This window comes from Chryseobacterium sp. Y16C (assembly GCF_022488405.1).
Lineage (GTDB): Bacteria > Bacteroidota > Bacteroidia > Flavobacteriales > Weeksellaceae > Chryseobacterium > Chryseobacterium geocarposphaerae.
Map to the genome: position 1 here is coordinate 1,203,345 of NZ_CP092711.1, position 19,794 is coordinate 1,223,138.

The following is a 19,794-nucleotide window of genomic DNA, read 5'->3' on the forward strand; positions in this document are numbered from 1 at the left end:
ACAATATCAATTTTTGAGAATTACTTATTTTAAACTATCTTTTATCCATTGCGCACATTTCAAAAATCTTTTTGCAGTATCATCGCTCCATTGTACCCCATAATCAAACTTATAGTTTATACAATTTTCATTTTTCAAAACTGTCTTAGCAAGTTGTAAAAGTTTGGAACTACCGACTCTCATGGTTAGTTCATCTAACTTTGTTAACCAACTCGATGTAGTTTTGGCACCTCTCGATGTATCAAAGAAATGAATTAGCTGAACTTTAATTTCAAAGTCTTTCCATAGATCTGCTGCTATTCCAAAATTCAGAATGTCACTAATAATTTTATAACAGCATTGGTTATTTTCCACTTTATAATTTTTCAGATAATCCATTAATCCAGTGTCGTTTGCTGTTACTAATTTTAAAATCTTTTTAAAACAAATTACATCATGGTGAAAAGTTTTCTGATTTAGAATATCCAATATATTTTTCGAAGTTGATAGCTTAACTTCCACAGTGGCTTTTTTGAAAATACTTCGGGATTGTTCAATTTTTATAATGTCTTCCAAAATGTTGCTATTCGGTGAAACAAAATAGTTATGCTTAAGATAAACCGTAATATGAAAATAATCTTCCGGTGAATAAGTAATCATCTTGTCCTTCACAAAACTTGGGATAAGAATATTTCCGAGCAAAGCTCCCAATCTGGCGACATATAAAGACCTTAAAAAAGCTCCATGAAATTCATTATTATAATGCAACAGTTTTGGCAGGATGTACTTATAGCTATTCTTTTCAATTTCTGATGAGATCAGTTCCTGGAAGTTAATCTCCAATTCCTTTTCTGCCTTCAATTGGTCTTCCCTATCATTAGTTAATTCTTGATGATACAGAAGTAATTGGTCAAACCAATCTTGAATTTTAAAAAAATCGATTTCAGAAATATTTAATGCTTCGGCTAAAACTTTAGATTCCTTCAGGTCATCATTTTTAAATTTTAAATATGGATTGTCCATCATAAATCTGAATTTAGATCATTTCCCCAAATTTTACTTTTTTACCATCGATAGTATAGGGATATATTTGCTGAAATTTGCTTTCAGGTGAAAGTATTAAATCCACAACCAATACATCTTTACCTTGATATTTTCCGTCCTGAGCAATAGCATAAACCCGAACATTCCCATCTTTTAAATCATCATATGCTCCAGCCAATAAAATATCATACATTTCTTTTGAGTCAGTTGATTCCGAATAAGCAGAGATATAAGCTAGGTCACCATTTGCTCTGACATAGGTAGCATAAGGGGCAAATTCTCCACTTTCTGATAAAAATTTTTCTGCTTGCTCCTTAATAGCGCTAAGCAATATTTGAACATTTGTCATCTTTAAATATAATAAAATTGGAATTATGTGCAACCTGGTACGCCAGCACAAGGATCTTTAGGTTTTGGCACAGGAATTAGTTTTGGGGCCGGAGCTGGTGTAACTCTAAGGTTATCAATTTTAGGCTTTGCCGGAGGCGTATATCGTTGAATATTAATGCCTGAATTTTTAAGGGGTTCGCTTAATTTTGCAGATTCATTAATTTTCAAAATTGCTTCCTGCCCACTTGCTTTTGAAATTTCCTGCTGACCCCTAAGCTGTTTGGTAAACGATTGTTTGGCAACGTGCTTTATTTCCACTGTTCCTCCTTCTTCTGTCATTGCATCTGGAATAGTTTTTCCTGTCTTTCCAGTCTTGGGATCGGTGTATTCATAGGTTTTGGTATTTTTCTCTTTTCCCATTTCGGCAAGCTGTTTTTCTTCAACATATCTACCAAAATTGAAATGTTCTTGCTGAGCTTTTGTTACGGCTTCACTTTGCTTGGTTCCGACTTCACCAGTCTTCGTAACTGTTTCAATTAAGTTTGGTTTTATTGAAGATTCTTCAAATAACGGCATTAGACGTAACCACCAACAACATTCGGTAGCGTCTTCTGGTGCTAAACCTGTGGGATCTTTAAATCTTACAGGGTTATTGAACGACATGCTATAGGGACTCCAACTTGGGAATTCCTCACTTAAAGGATCTGGACTGATCCACCTGCCGTGTGTATCTCCAATCGGTTGTGCGTCCGGATCATCAAGGTCTATTTCAATAAAATCAACGATTTCCCCTTTTTTCACATTAAACCTTACAGATCCGATTGTGACTATGCTATCCTGATCGTGGAATTCCAGATACTTTCCTTTGCTTAGCGTCGCTACTTTTGGATAGTAACCGTACTTTTTGAATGGGTTTCCCGCCTCAATGTTTTTTCGCCTCCTCTCAGCTTCCGTAGGGCTTAAGCTATCCCTGGTCTTTAAAACCTCATCCATGTAGGGACGAGAATGTTCTTCCTTTGTCAGTCTGACAGGATTAACCCATTCCTTTTTGTTACTTATCTTTTTGTTTTGCTTTACCTGCCCCTGGCTAAAACCAATAAAAAACAGTAAAACAAAAAATAAAATCTTTCTCATTATTGTAGTTGTATTTTGAATTATCTGGTTATAAAAATTCCTTCGGAATTGCATATACTTTTGGACTTTCCTTCTTAGGCACGATAAGTTTTATTTTTTTTGCAGCTTCCCTTTGTTTTTGTGCATTCAATATCCTCAAACGTTCTGCAATCTCCTCACTCTTTTGCTTATTCTCCGTCGTTTGTAGAGAACCCAGCCATTTTTCATACTGTTCCGCAGGCATTTGGGCAAAACCTGACTGGTCTATGTAATCAAATCCAGCCTTTATTTCCAGAAATTGGTTTTCCAGCGGAGGGTAATTCCTGATCTTTTGCAACTGTTCCTTATTTTCAGGGTCAATATTTACCCGGTTACAGGCCTGCATAAAACGCATCTGATCGGTGTTACTTTTCCATAATGTCGCATTTATATTATTTGGATTGAGCTCCAGTGCTTTTCCTAAAACTTTTGCAACAAACTCATCATACCCAAACTTGTGGATATATCCACTGGCAAGGTCGACATAAGTCTGTGAGAGAACTTCTTTCTTTGATAGGTTCTGCATATAAAGCTTGTTCTTTAGAGCTTCAGCTTTAATATATCCGGAATTCAAAACAAAAGAGTTTGCAGAAAACATTCCATTGGTAAGCTCAACACTAAGAACTTCGCCGTCCCCATCTTTAAAGCGTATATAAGAATGATTGGGTGACACAACAAGAAAGGCCTCTGCACCAATCTGTTCTGCTAACATCAAATACAAAAGCGGCATGGAATGACACTGCCCAGTATTTGTTTTCATCAATTTGGAAACAAACATCTTACTGTAATCCTTGGCACCCATATAGTCTTCAAAGTCATATTTGATTGCCTTATGGATAACTTTTCCATTCTGCTTTGTATCCTGCGCAAAGTATCTGAATATTGCAAGATTCTTGGCCACATTATCAGAATCATCTATCACACTCCTTTTCATCTGTTGCCTGATCATGTTAGTAGCTTTCTGAATCTGCGTTTGATATGCTGACTGAAAATTATGGTCATTGTTGTTGTATGCATTTTCAACCAGAAAAACAGCGTCTGTAATGGAGTAGCTGTCAGGGTCGAACTTCATTAAGTTATCAAAAGCCCTGTAATAAGAGTCGGTTCCTTTTCTATCAGATAAAGAAGTAAGCATATAATTTTTCACATACGATTCTTCCCTGATCATTGCCATTTGCCGATCTACCTCTTTATTGATCTCATCCTGATCATCTCGGGGTGTAACCTTTTTATAATAATTTGAAGTCGCATTAATATTTGGAGAGTTTGGTCTATGGCTGGGTTGATTATTCAGACTTTCAGGTACACTGTATAAATTGGAAACACCTGGTCTTTGCGGCAGATTTGGAATCTGTCCATATATATAATGATAGCATAAAAACAAGCTAAATAATAATATTTGTCTCATCTCACAGGTGTGTTTTTCAAGGTTAATTTTGGCTTCGCAATATATTTTATTTTTAATAGTCTGGCTTCCGTGTTTTCACGGAAATTTGAATTAAATTCTCAGGCCAGGTATTTATTATCAATGATTTAAAAGCGAAACTAAACTCTCAAAACGTCAAAACCTGTCGTATAATAATCTAAATTATTACGGCTTTGCACTAAAGTATTCTTGGGTAAATACAAAAGGCATGGAACAAGGTGCTATTGCTAGAGAAGGTACTGCGAAGAACCCAAAACCAAAATAGACGACCTAGCCCATGCCCATATTTTGAGACACAGGCGTAAGTCTGTCAATATTTTTGGTTTTTTTAGAAGTTCGCAGTTTCTCTCAGCCAAATTTGACAGCTTACGCTTTTTTTTCCGATAAAATTAGGGTGCTAATATATAAATATTTTTACAAACGAAAATTATTATCACTAAAATATGATATAAAATTCAAAATTAAATTATAATCGGTATATACTACAATTTAGCATAACATCCTTTAATTTTTATACCATAAACGTACAAATATATTGCTAAAATAAACAATTTTAATAAAATATACTTAAATTTGTGTACTGCGAATTATCCTAAATAACCAAAAATGCCATTATTCTCACGCAATAAGAATAGTTACGATGTTATGTTTCAGAAAATTTATGAGACATATTGGAACCGTATGTTCGCGATGGTATCCCGAAAAGTGAAGGATCGTGATGATGTCTTCGATATATTACAGAATATTTTTTTCCATTTATGGAATTATCGAAAATCATTAACAGAACAGAATGCGGAAAGCGTCATTATAAAAACCTGCATTCAGGAAATTTCAAATTTCTCCGTACAGCAGAAAAAAATTCCTTACATAATAGAAGTCGCTGACCTTCATTTATCCGATGATTCATCTGACCAATTACAGGCAATTCTTGAAGAAGAAAAAGAGCTTGAACTTTTAAGGATAAATATTGAACTGCTACCTGCAACACGAAAGAAAATATTCACCATGAATAAATTTGAGGGCATGACACAGGAAACAATTGCCAATAATCTCAATCTATCATCCAAAGCTGTAAAAAAACAGATCTCAAAAGCAATGCTTTTCTTGCGTGAACACCAAAATAATAGTTAAATTGCGTTAAAACTTCTTAATTTTAGTTAAAATCCAATTTTTAGGGGGGGCTATTGCAGCTACTTTCAGGTATACATAATAAAGCCCCTTTATTATGGACAAGAGAAAACAGCCCGATCAGCTTTCTTTTGATGAAGCAAAAGAATTATGGAATGAGCTCGGAAATAAAACAGATGCCGAGCTGGAAACTCCGACAGAGCAGGAAAAAAGAGAGTTCCATCAAAAACTTTACGCCAGAATAGAAGCTCACCAGGCGAAAAAAAGAAAGATAAAAACTATTCGATATACTTCCCTGATGATTGCTGCCGTACTCGTGTTAATCGGTAGCGTAATTTCATACCGCTCTCTGTACCTTCCAGATGTCTATCAGGCTACTCAGAATGTCTTGACATTAACCCTAAAAGATGGCTCCATAGTAACGCTGTCCAAAGGCGCAAAATTGACCGTTGAAAAGTCTTTTCCAGCTGATACAAGAGAAGTAATTCTTGAAGGTGACGCAGTTTTTAATGTGACCAAATCAAAAATACATCCCTTCATCGTTCATGCAGGATCTTACCAAACTAAAGTTTTGGGTACAATCTTTAAAATCACACAGGACAATCAACGGTTTAACGTAGATCTTTACGAGGGCAAAGTTCAGGTTATAAAAGCGGAAAAACCGACAGAAACCTTTATAATTAAACCCAAACAGACATTTTCCAACTTCGGCTCAAAGGATGTAGCAACCATTGTTGCCACTAAAACTACTGATACAACGCTAAAGAACAATACAGCGACAATCTCATTTACGGATTTAAAGCTTATGGATGCCATAAAAATTTTAGAAGATACCTACGCCGTAGAAATTCAGTACCCTTCTACCGCTTCAAATTCAAAACTTAGTGCTACAAAAGAAAAAGCCACTGCAGCGGATATGATAAGACTGATCTCCCTAAAACTAAACCTAAATACAAAAAAAATAAATGATAAAACATTTCAATTGGAAGAATAGACTTTGGTTAGTCCATACTTCTGCACTGATCCCCTACTCCTAAAACAAACTGACCTGGATGAATAAAATTAAAAAGACCGACGGGTGCAACCGTCGGCCGCGTATTCAACCAATAACTGTTCGATCCATTATTAATTTTTAAATACTATGCAAAAATAATGAAAAAAGTTTGCAGCGCAGTACTATTGATCCTAATACTATCAATAACCTGCCAAGGGCTCTATGCTCAGGAAAAACTCTCAACAAAGAGGGTAAATTTTGAAACCGGAAAAACAACTGCTTCACAAGCAGTCGAAAAATTCCTCTCCGAAAATGTAAAAGATAATATTTACTCAAGTGATGATCTTAAGGGTTACACTGTTCAGTCCACCAAATGTAAAAACGAACCGGTATTAGACTGTCTGAATAAAATTTTGAAAGATATTCCAGTAGAAACTTTAATTGACAATAACAGTGTTATAATTAGACCAAAAAAAATCAAATCGAAAGCTTCTAACACAGAGTTATCTGCAATATCAATCGCAAAAAAGGATACCATAAGCGAATCATCTGATATTCATACCATTGATGAAATAACCCTTAACGCCGGATACTATAGGGTATCCGACAAAAAGCGAACAGGAAGTATTGCTAAAGTATCCGCAAAAGATATAGAAAATCAGCCTGTCACTAATGTATTATCCACAATACAAGGTCGCATGGCAGGTGTCAATGTAGCCCAAAACAGTGGTGTTCCCGGCGGAGGATTTGAAATTCAGATCAGGGGACAGAACAGTTTACGTACCGGATCTTTTACAACGCCTAATGGAAATATCCCTTTATATGTTGTTGACGGTGTACCCATCAGCGAGATTCCATCTTCCCAAATATCATCCGTAACCATGCCTAATGGAACTATAAACCCTTTAAACAGTATTAATCCCAACGATATTGAAAGCATAGAGGTTTTAAAGGATGCCGATGCCACTGCTATTTATGGTTCTAGGGGTTCGAACGGAGTAATATTGATAACAACAAAAAAAGGGAAGACAGGAAGAATACGTGTAAATCTTTCCTCAAATTATGGGATTAGTGAAGCAATATCTAATCTCAAGCTTCTAAATAAGGATCAATACCTACAAATGCGCAGGGACGCCTACGCAAACGATGGTATTTCAGCTTACCCTGCCAACGCATATGATATCAATGGCACTTGGGATCAGGAACATGAGACAGACTGGATAAAAACCCTGATCGGAAAAAAAGCAACGCTAAGTAATACCCAGCTTTCATTAAGCGGCGGTAATCAGACAACAAACTTTATGCTGAGCCTCGGACATAATGAACAGACTACTGTTTTTGGGCAGGGTTTTAAGTACAGCAGCAATACTTTTAATTCCAACATTTCACACCGTTCTGCTGACAATAAACTTTCCATCAGTGTTTCCAACATGTTTAGCCAACAGAAAAATAATCTGGTAAGAACGGACATGACAAGAAATGCATATATGTTAGCTCCTATTACACCTCAGCTTTACATGCAAGATGGCGGCCTAAACTGGCAGAACAATACTTTCACAAACCCATTGGCGGCGTATAATGCTTCTTATGATAACGACACAAAATTGTTCCAAACCAACTTGAATGCAGAGTATCGCATATTAAAGGATCTTAAGGTTAAATTGAATGCCGGACTAAATTATACTGCTGTCAATGAACTTTCACTGACACCAAATACCGTTTATAGCCCTTATTTAGCAACGGGTATGTCAAGTTCAAGCTCTCAGGCAGACAAAAAATCGCAGCAAATATTTTCCTTTATAGCAGAACCTCAATTAAATTGGTTAAAAAAATGGGGACGACACCAGCTAGATGCACTAATCGGTGGTAGCTTCCAAACAAGCAGGAGAAATGCAGATGAGAGGTTAGGAATAGGCTTTGAAAGCAATCAGTTCATTACAAATATTGGGGCTGCTAAGTCTGTCATGACCTTAGAAGATTCCAATGTTGAATATCGGTATGCGGCTTTATTTGGCAGACTCAATTACCAGTTTGAGAACAGGTATATTGTAAATTTAACTGGAAGAAGGGATGGGAGCAGTCGATTCGGGCCAAATAATCGTTTCGCAAATTTCGGGGCCGTAGGAGTAGCCTGGCTTTTCTCAAACGAAGCTTTTCTAAATGGTATTAATTGGTTAAGCTTTGGAAAACTCAGGGGAAGCTACGGTTCTTCAGGAAATGACAATATCGGTGATTTTCAGTATCTTGATAACTATACCGTCAACTCTACATTAATCTATAATAATGCTACTGGAGTTGCTCCTTCGCGTCTTTATAATCCAGATTATAGTTGGGAGATCACCCGTAAAATGGAAGCAGCGCTGGAACTGGGCCTTTTAAAAAACCGGATAAATCTCACCACCGCATGGTACAGGAATCGATCTTCCAACCAATTGGTTGGATATCAGCTTTCAGCAGTTACGGGATTTAACAGTGTAATTGCAAACCTTGCAGCAACAATCGAAAATACAGGCTGGGAATTTGAGTTATCAGGGCGACCTATAGTTGAAAAGAACCTGCAATGGGAATCCGCCTTCAATATCAGCTTCCCGAGAAATAGATTAATCTCATTTCCAGGTTTAGCCGGATCAACTTATGCCAACCAATATATTATAGGACAACCAACAAATATTGTACGACTGTATCAATTACTTGGAGTTAATCCCCAAACGGGCCAATACCAGTTTACAGACTTTAATGGTGACGGGAAAATAACCACACCAGAAGACCGACAGGTTATTGAAGATATAAGTGTAAAATATTTTGGAGGTTGGACCAATACGTTACAATATAAAAACTGGGATCTTTCCTTTCTTTTCCAGTTTGTAAAAAAGAAAGCACGGAATTATATCGGTATAATGACCATGCCCGGAACAATGAATAACCAACCAGTACAGGTACTTGATGTCTGGTCACCCGAAAATCCAAATGGTACTTTCATGCCTTATAGTACTGTCAATACGAGTAGTCATAATCTACTTCGCTCAAGTACTGCGGCATATACGGATGCTTCCTTCATCCGTTTAAAAAATGTACAACTCGGATATAGAATTCCATTAAAAAGTGGACCTTTTAAAGATGTTAAGATTTACTTTCAGGGGCAGAATCTCTTCACATGGACGAAATTCTTCGGAGTTGATCCAGAATCTTCATCGCTAGGTTTTCTTCCACCATTAAGAACATATTCCTTTGGTATCCAATTTAACCTCTAAAATTTATAAAAATGAAAACTATACATTTTATTATATTAATTATTGTGAGCCTTGCAATTACTTCATGCGAAAAAATGATCGAAGTAGATATCCCCAATGATCAAATTGATAAGGAAACTGTCTTTAAGGACGTGCAAACTGCCAATGCAGCATTAGCTGCCCTCTATGCTGATGCCATGAAAAGTTCACCAATAGCAGGTGGAGATCTCGAAACCTATCTAAGCGCTTATACTGATGAATTGGATAACTTCACCACCGTTTCCTCAGACAGCAGGGATCTTTTCCTTAACCAACAGATAGATACCAATAGTATTGTATATAATGTCTGGGCAACGGCTTATAAACATATTTATTCTGCCAATTCTATTATGGAAGGGGTTACTGCTTCAACAGGAATTTCTGCATCAGACAAAAGATATCTGAGTGGGGAGGCATTGTTTGTAAGATCAATCATGTTGTTTTATCTCAGCCAGCTTTACGGTGACATCCCATACCCCGAATCAACTGATTACATGATCAATAATACCATAAATAAAACAAATTTTGCGCAAGTACTTTCAAATCTCGAAAAAGATCTGCTAAAAGTATCGTCTCTACTTGAAAATGACTATAGAAATTCAGAGCGTATTTATCCGAACAGGTTAGCAGCAAGATTGCTCCTGGCAAAAGTTTATATGGCAAAACAGGATTGGAATAAGACAGAAAACATATTGAAAGAAATTGCACAAAGTGGACTATATCAAATAGAGCCTGACATTACCAAAGTCTTTCAGAAAACTGGCAAACATATCATTTGGCAACTTAAACCAAACAATAATCTATCATTACCACAAGCTGGAATTTATTATTTTAATAATTCAGCACCTTCAAGCTATGCCCTAACAAATGCGCTGATCAATTCATTTTCAAATGACGATTTACGTAAACAGAAATGGATTGCACCTGTAGTCTTCAATGGAGTAACATACTATCGAGCGGAGAAATATAAAAACCGTGGAGGCAACAACCTAACAGAATACTCCATTATATTCAGATTGGAAGAAGTGTTTTTACTATTGGCAGAGGCGTTGACACAACAGGACAAGATTGTAGAAGCATTGCCTTATGTAAATGCGACAAGACAGCGTGCACAGCTAAATCTCCTGACATCATCCATTACAAAAAGTGCCCTACTGGATGAAATTCTGATAGAAAATAAAAGAGAATTTTTTACTGAGGTGGGACACAGATTCATCGACTTAAAAAGAATGGGAAAGCTTAATAACCTTCAAACAACAAAGCCCAACTGGAAGGACATACATAAACTATGGCCAATTCCCCAAAAAGAAATTCTACTAAACGATAATCTTAAACCACAAAATCCTGGGTATTGATAATGAAAAATATACTGCAATTAGTTTTGTTACTTGTAGGATATCTCGTGATATCTGCGCAAAAACAGCAAGACACCTTATCCAATTGGAGAGCAAAATTTGCTACTCTGTCAGATTTTGTAGTTCAATCAAAAAGTGCGAACTGGATTGGAATCAGAAAATTAAGCAAAAAGAACGGAGACAGTGTTTTTCTCGTTAATACGAAAGACCATGCACAAAAAGTATATAGGATAATGAATTCACAGATTACATTCCTAAATGATGAAGGCGTATTGGGAAGACAGGGAAATAAAGTTGTATTTCTCAATCTTATTACGGGTAAGTTACTAAACTTTGAGAATGTAATTGACTTTTATGTCCTAGAACAACAAAATAGCTATGGATTGTTATTCAATGACCATCATCTCAGGTTCTATGATATTTCGGGAAAGCAGCTTCTTGAAATATCAAAAGTAGATAATCTTGCTGCCACCGATTCTAAAAACACAATATATTTAAGCAAACAATATGATGGTAAATCCGAAATAATAGAAATAACGGGTTCATTGCATAAGGTTATTTACCAAACGGTTAATAAAATAAGGAAAATATCACTGGCCGAAACCCCAACACAACTTCTAATAACAGAGGCAACATCGGATAATGAACACGATAGGTTAACATTTTTGGAAACCGGATACTACAGTAAGAAAATATTGAGACTAGATATACCAAAAAATGCAGTGATCAAGTTTTCTGCAATACAGGACGGCAATTCTTATCTGATCAGCTCACGCGTTGCTGTTGAACAACACAGGGATTCTCTTGTGGAAATATGGCATGGAAACGACCCCTACATAAACGAACATTTTAAAATGTTTTCTAAACGAAGTTTTTGGATCTGGCACCCTAAAAGAAATAAACTGCAGAAAATCCCTGTACCCGATAATATTGAAATTAATTCGATCAACAATGACCGCTATTTCTTGACCTATGCTCCACGAAGGGGACACAATTTCATTACCAGTGAACCGGAACTAAATGCCGCCCAGATTTACGACCTAAAATTAAATTCTTATACTGATATTGGAGATATTAAGCTGGTACGGAAAATGGGAAGAGAATGGCCGCAACTACTTAACCATTCAGTCTACGTATCTTCTGACGGCAAATGGTTTTTAGCCAGCCACGATGGCATAAAATGGTCGTTATATAACTCAAATGGAGAAAAAGAAACCGTAATTGAAAAGACGGGGTTGGAACAGCCCGTGTTCTCACAGAAATCAGATCATATTTATTTTGAAAGCCCTGATGATCTGTGGGACTTTAAAATACATCATAAAAAATTAACAGCGTTGGAGATCGGCGTGGGAAAAATGATAAAAATCAAAAATTATAACCTTGAAAGTGATGGTTATACGGCTGTTTCTTTTTTATCTAAAGACAAATTTTTAGCAGAAATATACGATAGGGAAGAAAACGTAATATCATATCACCTCTTACAAAGGGCGAAAGGTTACGAGACAATATCCCCGACAAAAAATAGAATTCATAAGCTGATTTATAATTCCGCAATGACATCCTTTTATACCTTGGAAGAGAATTTTAATCTTCCACCAACACTGTTTTCCTATAAAACCAAAAATCAGAAGACCTTGCTTTTTGATGGTGATATTAAAGACAATGGAGCAAAAAAAATAAAGCAGGAGATTTATAGGTATTCTGCCGTAGGAAAGAACCTAAGCGGTATCCTGTTTTATCCATCCAACTTTGACCCGAAAAAGAAATACCCGATGATAGTTCGCATTTACGATATCCAAAGACATCTTTCAAATTCTTATCTTTCACCAAACAGGACATTTCCTGAAGGCTTACAATTCAGGACATTATTGGAACAGGGATATTTTGTTTTTTTACCTGACACAACGGTGGGGGAAAAAGGCCCAGGTTTATCAGCACTGGAATGTGTTAACAATGCTTTGGATGTGGTGTTGAAAAATCCTTACATTGACAAAAAAAAGATAGGTCTATGTGGGCAGTCCTATGGCGGTTATAAAACGGATTTCATCGCCACTAAATCGAACCGTTTTGCCGCTTATATATCCGGTGCAGGTATAAGTGATATTATTAACAATTTTTATTCATATAGTACTGACTGGAATAAACCGCTATATTTCATATACAATACCGTATATCAGATGGGAACAACCCCAGCCGATGATAAGGAAAGATATCTGGCTAATAATCCTATCCTTAGTGTTAAAAACGTAAATGCTCCTATACTTTTATGGGCAGGTAAAAAGGACGGGAATGTTCCCTGGACACAAGCGATGGAATTCTATACAGGTCTTCGACGTTATAAAAAAGATGTAATTGCCTTGTTCTACCAAAACGGCGGACACTCTTTTATAAATGACACTCCCGAACAGAGAGATTTGAGTGAAAAAGTAATGGACTGGTGGGATTACTTCCTGAAAGGTAGAAATGATATCGATTGGATCAATAAACAAATGAAAAAGGATGCCCTATAGGCATCCTTCTTTTTTACTGAATACTTCTACTGAGTTCTTGAGAACAGGTAGTTTCATCAGAACTACGAAACTTGTACAGCTGAGAAGACGAATCCTCATTCCAGGTACAAACTTCACCAGGTTGCTCATTACATTCCTGTTGAACGACATCACAATGGCTTCCGTTGATACGGTAGGTTGGCATTGCGGTCTTCATTGTACTGCTAGCATAAGCACCCCCTAGTCCCATTGCTACAATAAGACCAGGTAATAACAATTTTTTCATGCTATCATAATTTAATTGGTTACTGCCTAATCTATTCAGGGTTTTCGGCAATTCCCTATATATCCCTATCCGCCAGTGCCTCCTTGAACCACTGGTTTCGTTGAATGTTAAATTTAAAAGCTCCGTCTCTAATCCTATAACGCTGTAGCTCGTTACCGATAAGTACATATAAATAATGTCCGTCACAGATCATAGATGACATAGATTTACCTTCTCTATTGCGTATATAAAAACTTCCGATATAATGTTGCTCGTCTGTACTGTAAACATCAATAATAGATGAATTCTTCCATGAACTTGATGGTTCATGCTTCCCTTTAAGATTAGAACGGTTAAAGATTAAGCCACCGTATAGCGCAAAACTTTTGTTTACACTCACCGATGGAGCATTCATCTTGTTGCGTCCATCGGAAAGTCTGATTACTGAGATATTAGCTCGGCTTGTTGTATCAATAGTGTTAAACCTATTTTTAACGCTTAAATCGCTATCCATCACAATGAACTGGTTCCGATAAAAGTAAGTGTAAACAATTTTATCATTTACAGGATCGTAATTCAATGACCCATCCACATCAAAGACACCATCTATCTGCTTTTTTAAAATTTCAGTCTTAAGAGATAACTTTGGATCTCCATTAAGGTCAAGAGAGGCAAAAGTATACTGATTGTCAGAACGTTTTTGCGTACGAATTCCGAACTTCATCGAATCTAGTACAATTAGCTGATTGAAATATGCATCACCATTGCTTATAGTATTTGCTGTTGAATCGCCCAGTTTACCTCTATAGATAACCGGAACATTTCCATCAAACAAATAATAATAAGGATACTTGACCTTAAGCTGCACATTTCTAAAGGTATGATCTAAATTATCCAAAGTAATCTTTGTACGGCGCATAGCAGCAAACCCGGTATCGATCTCAGTGATAAATAATGGTGTCGTCAAATTGCCAAGATAAATTTTACCATTTGTGATCCCCGCAAAATAATAGGAGTTAACGCCAAGATTATAAACCTTATCTTCAAAAATTGGATGCTGCAAAAAACGTCGTGTAAAGTTATTTTCCTTTTTAATAATATTTTCCGAGGAAAGAAACATCATAACGACAACAAGACAACTGACAATTACTGTTCCTGCCGAAAAGGATAATATTCTGGTAATCCTTGTTTCCCTGTTTCTCTCCAATAGGAAAATTGCAACAGCAGTTAATATAACAACGCAAATATTAAAGATCAGATGCCCTGTCCATCCCATTTTTTCTAGAATTCCCCCGCAGCTGCAGGGGACAAATTCACTATAAGTAAGGATAATATAAATGTAAATTGTAAAAGCGGCCATTAAGCCGAGCGATAGATACAGTCCCAATAAACGAGTATTTTGCAAACAGAGCAAAATCGCTACAATGAATTCAATGGTTATGATGCTATAAGAGACTACACCGGCATACGCACTTAATAAAGGGGATTGAGCAAGCTGCACCTGAAAATTCTCAAAGTCGAGTAACTTACTTCCAGCAGCATATACAAAAAGTAAGGCCAAAAGAATGCTGACCGTTTTTACAAAATATTTTTTTACGAAGCCTATCATAATCATTGGCATTGATTATGACAAATTTCGCTATTAGGGTAAAATTATATATTGACAATATTAACAATTATATACCAATATGTAATAAACTTATACCAATATGCAACAAAAGTATGTACAATAGTAACTTAAAATATTATAAATTAGCTAATCGAGGAATTGTTGTCAAACCAATTCCGTGACGAATGAAAGCCTTGTACATATTCTGATAGTCAAGAAATCTATTTTTGAATGCAACCTGCTTTAAGCTCATCTTCGTGAAAACAATATCCTGAACAGCCACTATCATCTTCTTTTTTAACCAGAAGCTATAAAAGGAATCCCCAAAACATACTTTACAGTCCCGTTGGAAATGATTGTAATTATATCCTTTTTTTTCTATAAATGTTCTCAATGTCTGCTTTTCATCAGAAATATAAGAATCAAGTAAGTCCTTAACATAGGTTACCTCAGATGGGATATTTTTTATTTCGCTTTTAGGTAGACATAGATCAACTATATGCAAAAAGCTTCTCTTAATATTCTCTATCCGGTATAAACCTACAACTAAATGCATATTATCCTTATCTGTATATCTCGTTTGAACTGGTATTACATCTTTAAACGGCAGTTTTTTGTGACTAAGGGCGCGCAAGATTTCGTTTACTGGCCGCTCATATATATTAGGCTCTGTAAAATTATAATAACCCAAATGATTTGTAATAGAAGCTTCGTTCGATATAAAATTTAGTTTTTTTAAAAAGGAGAAATAAAAATCTGTAACCACTTTGAAACGATTGGAAATTTCATGTAGGTCTGAGAAAAATCCAGCAGATTTTACGAAATTAAGATCGCAAAATATAGATAGGTTTTGCTCCGCCATAGCGTCCAATAATGAAACAATATAAAAATTCATCACAATCTATAAGTTGACATCAAAATTAGACCGATCTCAGGGATAGCAAAAATAAGTTTCCGTATAGTGTAATTTATGGTCTATAGTTTATATAAATCTAACATTTTTACCCTAATAAAGAAATATTTCCATGTAAAAAAATCATCTCACTTTCTCGCGCATACATTTACTAATTAATTGTAACAAAAAAGGACAGCCATTGGCTGTCCTAATGAGCATGCTCTCACTCTGGTAGTGTAAGGCCTTCGCCCTATTTTTACTGTAATACTTTTATAAATATAATATTATCTAACCGGACCGATAATGATCGGACCCAATTTTTTGTTGTTAAATTGAAAAGAAATTTGCTTTTCATTACCAAAACTGTCTACTATCCACACATCAAATTGTTGTGAAACTAAAGATTGTGAGGTATAATACAAGCGAAATTCTTTCTCGGCCAAGGGATAAAGATCGTTCGGTAAATAAGGTTTATAACCTGAATAATTTAAAATGCCCTGTCCATCGTTCTGAAAATAACGTATCCGGTAGGTATTACCTGTATAATTTCCGTTTGAAATGATAGAAAATCTGATCTCAACAGTTTCACCCATTCCGATTTCCTTTGGTACTGGCATCACCTTCACCTCAAAAGGGAAAACTTCCTGTACATCCAAAACCTCTTTATCACATCCGGAAAGTAACGTAATTCCCAGCATAGCAATAAAGCCTAGAAAAAGCGTTCCTATCGACATTTTCCACTTATTAATTAAATTTTTCATTTTATTCGCTGATTTTCAAAAGTTAAAACGTAAACCGACACCCGTTGAAGGTCTGAACCGCTCAAGATCTGTTCCCCAAAGCACCCTTATGCGACCTTGCAGCATAAAAACAATCCGGTCTGAAAGGTATGTCTCGAGCGACAATCTGCCGCTGCTCCCAAAAACAAATCCATTATTACTTTTTAGAAGCCCCCCATCCAAAAGGAGACTGTCTCCCCTATTGACAGATTCATAGCCCAGAACTCCAGTTACACCTCCATTCAGCGTAATAAATTTTCTTGAATCCGAGAGAAGCTTAACACTATAACCAACCTCTCCGATGAAGTCTTCTAAAGGAATTTCCCAATTTTTGTAGTCTACGGTCTTTCTTTGATATTCCACTCCCCAGATCCAATAGTTGCCATGTTTCGCAAAACTGTTCAGTGTCAGATTTAGATAGAAATTTTTGCCTACCCTTTCTGTATTTAGAAGTCCCGTATTAATTTCCAAAGATTTCTGTTTATAGACCATTCTCTGTGCATGTAATTTGATGCTCAAAATCGCCAGTACCAAAAAGATGATATATTTTTTCATAATTCGCTGCTTTATTGAGTGACTTTAATCTTCATTTCAGATACGGGCTTTGCGGCAACCAAATCCGAATTTTCAATTTCCAGAACCTGGTTCCTTGCGCCATTCCTTTCAAAAATTTCAATTCTTAGCACCTGTTCATCGGTGATTGTGAACTGATCCAGAAGTATGACGTTGCCAGCGATTGAATTATCCGAGATTACTTCAAGACCGGGATATTGCCTTACCGGAACCAATTGCTTTTCCTGAGATACTGTTCTTTTCGCAATCTGCTTATCAACGATTTTGTAGGTACAGAAGTCAACGACAAAAGGTACATTTGATCTGTTCTTCACTTCAAGATGAAAATAAAACTTTCCATTGTGGACATAGATTCCCTTAAGAATTGACTGAATGCCATAGGATCTGGCAGCGATATGCCGTACATATCTTTTATTCTGCTGATAGATGGTTTTAAGTACAATTTCCGTTAAAGATGGTGGATTAAAACCGAGCTCTTCAAACTGAACGTTTCTTCCTTCCTCACGCTCAACATCAGTTTTCATTTTCTTTAGATCATAACTCAACGTATAAGGATCAGCATTATAAATAACATTAAAGCTATAAAATTGCCCATCCTCTGTGATCACGCTGAAATTGGTTTCCTCTGCAAAGTCCTTAACCGCGGCCTTTATACGCAGGACGTTCTGCGCATCCTCAGCTTTTTCCGCAATCAGATAATTCGATCCCAGGTCTGTGTACCTGATCGCTACCGGAAAAATCAGGTGGCAGGTTTTATTATAGGTAACTTCCAGCCTATAAGCTTCGACCCTTCCCGCTTCAAGAGACTGTTGTCCAAAGGTCTTGATGAACAGTCCTACAAAAAGCAGGATCATAAGTGTATTTTTGATTGATATCATAGTATGATTATTATTGTTGTTATATTACTTTTTTGTCAACAGGAGTACCGGATACCCTGATCTCACTGTTACATTAACAGCTCTCAGCTTCTTAGAAAAAAAACCGGAAACTCCCTGAATCAAGCCCCTGCTCAGATCACTGGCAACCTGCTGGCCCGCAGAACGTGACATCGAAATATTCATTCCTGAACTTTGGCTCATGTTAGCCGCTATTTCTCCTGCGGCATTGATCTCATCTGTTCGTGGGACAAGTAGCCCAAGCTGACCGTCCGTGCCATAGACTAGAATCTCAACCGGAACTATATTTCCGGATACTTCAACTGCATTGATCTTTAGCTGCAGCCTGTTTCCCTGAAATTTGGTATCGGCAACCAGTCCGGTTCCTTTGGGAACATAATGACCGCCAATAGTGGCATTTTCGGATAACCTCAACTTTAGTGACCCGTCGCCTGATAATGTTTTTGTTTCCATTATCATTGCACGTATGCTGTTCCTGACAACATCGCTTTGAACAACTTGTCCTGGCGTTATAAAACCCATGTTACGATCTCCGATCCCATTTAAAATCTCCGATGCGTCCTCTTCCCGATAGAGGGCTGAGACGACACTCTTTTTCAGCACCTTCAAACTTTCGGTTTTCCCTTTTTTGCCCGGTAAAACAGTTGTTTTAACTGCAGTTGAATCCATATTCTGTCCAACATTCACCGTAGGGCTTGCGGGTCCACCATTTGCTGACGGAAGATAGCGCGAAGCCATTTCGTATGATTTTTCCATTAATGCGAGCTGATCCTTATAGGTAGGTGCCTGCGGGACATCTTTTTCTGAAAGCTTATCTTTGAGTTCATCTACCTGTTTACGAAGTGCCAATTTCTCACGGTCATCATCCCTGTAAAACGAGCCAAGCGTTTGCTGCGCATTCTGATAACTGCTCAACGAACTATTCTGTGCACCGCTCATCCCATATCCCCCTGAGTTTCCTGCAATAACCTTCGAAACTGGAGTTTCAGCGTTAACCGATGTGTCTGCACCACTCCAATAATCTGACAAAGACATCAGGGAATTACGCTTTGCCGCTTCCCTTTCCTCAACCATCTCTTTTTCATATGCCTTTTGTTTATCGGCCTGCAGTCCTTTATCCGTTGCCTCGGGTACGGCATTTTTTAAACCTTTGTCTTTATTTTCCTCACCACTATTTTTAGGCTTAAATATTAAGTAAAGACAGGCGATGAAAACAATGGCCATCAGGCCAAAGATGATGGGCTTTTTAAGCTTATCATTTTTTGAGAAACTACTTTCCGGATTTTCTGTAGAATCTTCATCCACAATTAAACTGATCCTCTTATTCTCTTTCTCTTCCATTGTGTATAGTTTTAGGATTTCTAACAGAATCTTTCAAAGAAGATTCATTATGAATTACTGCGGGCACCTCGATATGGCTTATATCGATTTTATCCCCTTTTCCCAGATCATAAAATACCTTGACCAGTACGCCTACGCCCATAAGTAGGTAGAAGGCGAATAGATAAAGTACATATCTGATCTGTTTACGGACGGGTAAATTCCGCCATCTCAGATCGAGCTTCTCAAGCTCATTATCAATTGTTGTTCTAATATTTTTCATTTTCTAAA

17 protein-coding genes are annotated in these 19,794 nt (G+C 36.8%); 5 read left to right on the forward strand and 12 right to left on the reverse strand.

The window, feature by feature from the left end; all coding sequences use genetic code 11:
- Positions 1–24: 24 nt before the first annotated feature.
- Genes MKS83_RS05240 through MKS83_RS05255 form a run of 4 tightly spaced genes read right to left on the reverse strand, consistent with a single transcriptional unit; the run spans position 25 to position 3,913 of the window.
- On the reverse strand, positions 25–1,005 hold the full coding sequence (locus MKS83_RS05240; RefSeq protein ID WP_240582283.1) for a hypothetical protein: 981 nt from the start codon (positions 1,003–1,005) through the stop codon (positions 25–27).
- Between the two features lie 10 nt (positions 1,006–1,015).
- Positions 1,016–1,372 (reverse strand): hypothetical protein, encoded by a 357-nt coding sequence (locus MKS83_RS05245; protein ID WP_240582284.1) that lies wholly within the window; start codon positions 1,370–1,372, stop codon positions 1,016–1,018.
- A gap of 23 nt (positions 1,373–1,395) precedes the next feature.
- On the reverse strand, positions 1,396–2,487 hold the full coding sequence (locus tag MKS83_RS05250; protein ID WP_240582285.1) for a putative toxin: 1,092 nt from the start codon (positions 2,485–2,487) through the stop codon (positions 1,396–1,398).
- A gap of 28 nt (positions 2,488–2,515) precedes the next feature.
- Positions 2,516–3,913: a hypothetical protein gene (locus MKS83_RS05255; protein ID WP_240582286.1), complete on the reverse strand. Its 1,398-nt coding sequence runs from the start codon at positions 3,911–3,913 to the stop codon at positions 2,516–2,518.
- A 624-nt stretch (positions 3,914–4,537) separates the two neighbouring features.
- On the opposite strand from MKS83_RS05255, the gene MKS83_RS05260 reads away from it, so the two are divergent.
- The 5 genes from MKS83_RS05260 to MKS83_RS05280 all read left to right on the forward strand — a co-directional run bounded on the left by MKS83_RS05260 (position 4,538) and on the right by MKS83_RS05280 (position 13,187).
- On the forward strand, positions 4,538–5,062 hold the full coding sequence (locus MKS83_RS05260) for a sigma-70 family RNA polymerase sigma factor (RefSeq protein ID WP_240582287.1): 525 nt from the start codon (positions 4,538–4,540) through the stop codon (positions 5,060–5,062).
- A 94-nt stretch (positions 5,063–5,156) separates the two neighbouring features.
- Positions 5,157–6,053: a FecR family protein gene (locus MKS83_RS05265; RefSeq protein WP_240582288.1), complete on the forward strand. Its 897-nt coding sequence runs from the start codon at positions 5,157–5,159 to the stop codon at positions 6,051–6,053.
- 158 nt (positions 6,054–6,211) lie between these two features.
- Positions 6,212–9,304, forward strand: coding sequence for a SusC/RagA family TonB-linked outer membrane protein (locus MKS83_RS05270; protein ID WP_240582289.1), 3,093 nt, complete (start codon positions 6,212–6,214; stop codon positions 9,302–9,304).
- Positions 9,305–9,315: 11 nt separating this feature from the next.
- Positions 9,316–10,677, forward strand: coding sequence for a RagB/SusD family nutrient uptake outer membrane protein (locus tag MKS83_RS05275; protein ID WP_214588915.1), 1,362 nt, complete (start codon positions 9,316–9,318; stop codon positions 10,675–10,677).
- 2 nt (positions 10,678–10,679) lie between these two features.
- The gene (locus tag MKS83_RS05280; protein ID WP_240582290.1) at positions 10,680–13,187 is read left to right on the forward strand and encodes an alpha/beta hydrolase family protein; all 2,508 of its coding nucleotides are present in this window, start codon (positions 10,680–10,682) and stop codon (positions 13,185–13,187) included.
- Positions 13,188–13,200: 13 nt separating this feature from the next.
- Here the strand turns inward: MKS83_RS05280 and MKS83_RS05285 are convergent, their stop codons facing one another.
- The 8 genes from MKS83_RS05285 to MKS83_RS05320 form a co-directional block, all read right to left on the reverse strand.
- On the reverse strand, positions 13,201–13,452 hold the full coding sequence (locus MKS83_RS05285; RefSeq protein ID WP_002981456.1) for a DUF6520 family protein: 252 nt from the start codon (positions 13,450–13,452) through the stop codon (positions 13,201–13,203).
- Positions 13,453–13,507: 55 nt separating this feature from the next.
- Complete coding sequence (locus tag MKS83_RS05290; protein ID WP_240582291.1) at positions 13,508–15,046, reverse strand: MauE/DoxX family redox-associated membrane protein; 1,539 nt, start codon at positions 15,044–15,046, stop codon at positions 13,508–13,510.
- 130 nt (positions 15,047–15,176) lie between these two features.
- Positions 15,177–15,935, reverse strand: coding sequence for a helix-turn-helix domain-containing protein (locus tag MKS83_RS05295; protein WP_240582292.1), 759 nt, complete (start codon positions 15,933–15,935; stop codon positions 15,177–15,179).
- Between the two features lie 284 nt (positions 15,936–16,219).
- Complete coding sequence (locus tag MKS83_RS05300; RefSeq protein WP_240582293.1) at positions 16,220–16,696, reverse strand: DUF3872 domain-containing protein; 477 nt, start codon at positions 16,694–16,696, stop codon at positions 16,220–16,222.
- A gap of 15 nt (positions 16,697–16,711) precedes the next feature.
- Positions 16,712–17,269, reverse strand: a complete 558-nt coding sequence (locus MKS83_RS05305) for a conjugal transfer protein TraO (RefSeq protein WP_240582294.1) — start codon at positions 17,267–17,269, stop codon at positions 16,712–16,714.
- A gap of 11 nt (positions 17,270–17,280) precedes the next feature.
- Positions 17,281–18,141, reverse strand: coding sequence for a conjugative transposon protein TraN (gene traN, locus MKS83_RS05310; RefSeq protein ID WP_240582295.1), 861 nt, complete (start codon positions 18,139–18,141; stop codon positions 17,281–17,283).
- Positions 18,142–18,189: 48 nt separating this feature from the next.
- Entirely contained in the window at positions 18,190–19,524 is a 1,335-nt protein-coding gene (traM, locus tag MKS83_RS05315) for a conjugative transposon protein TraM (protein ID WP_240582296.1), read from the reverse strand.
- On the reverse strand, positions 19,505–19,786 hold the full coding sequence (locus MKS83_RS05320; protein WP_002981471.1) for a hypothetical protein: 282 nt from the start codon (positions 19,784–19,786) through the stop codon (positions 19,505–19,507). The genes traM and MKS83_RS05320 overlap by 20 nt, the downstream gene beginning before the upstream one ends.
- Positions 19,787–19,794: the final 8 nt, after the last annotated feature.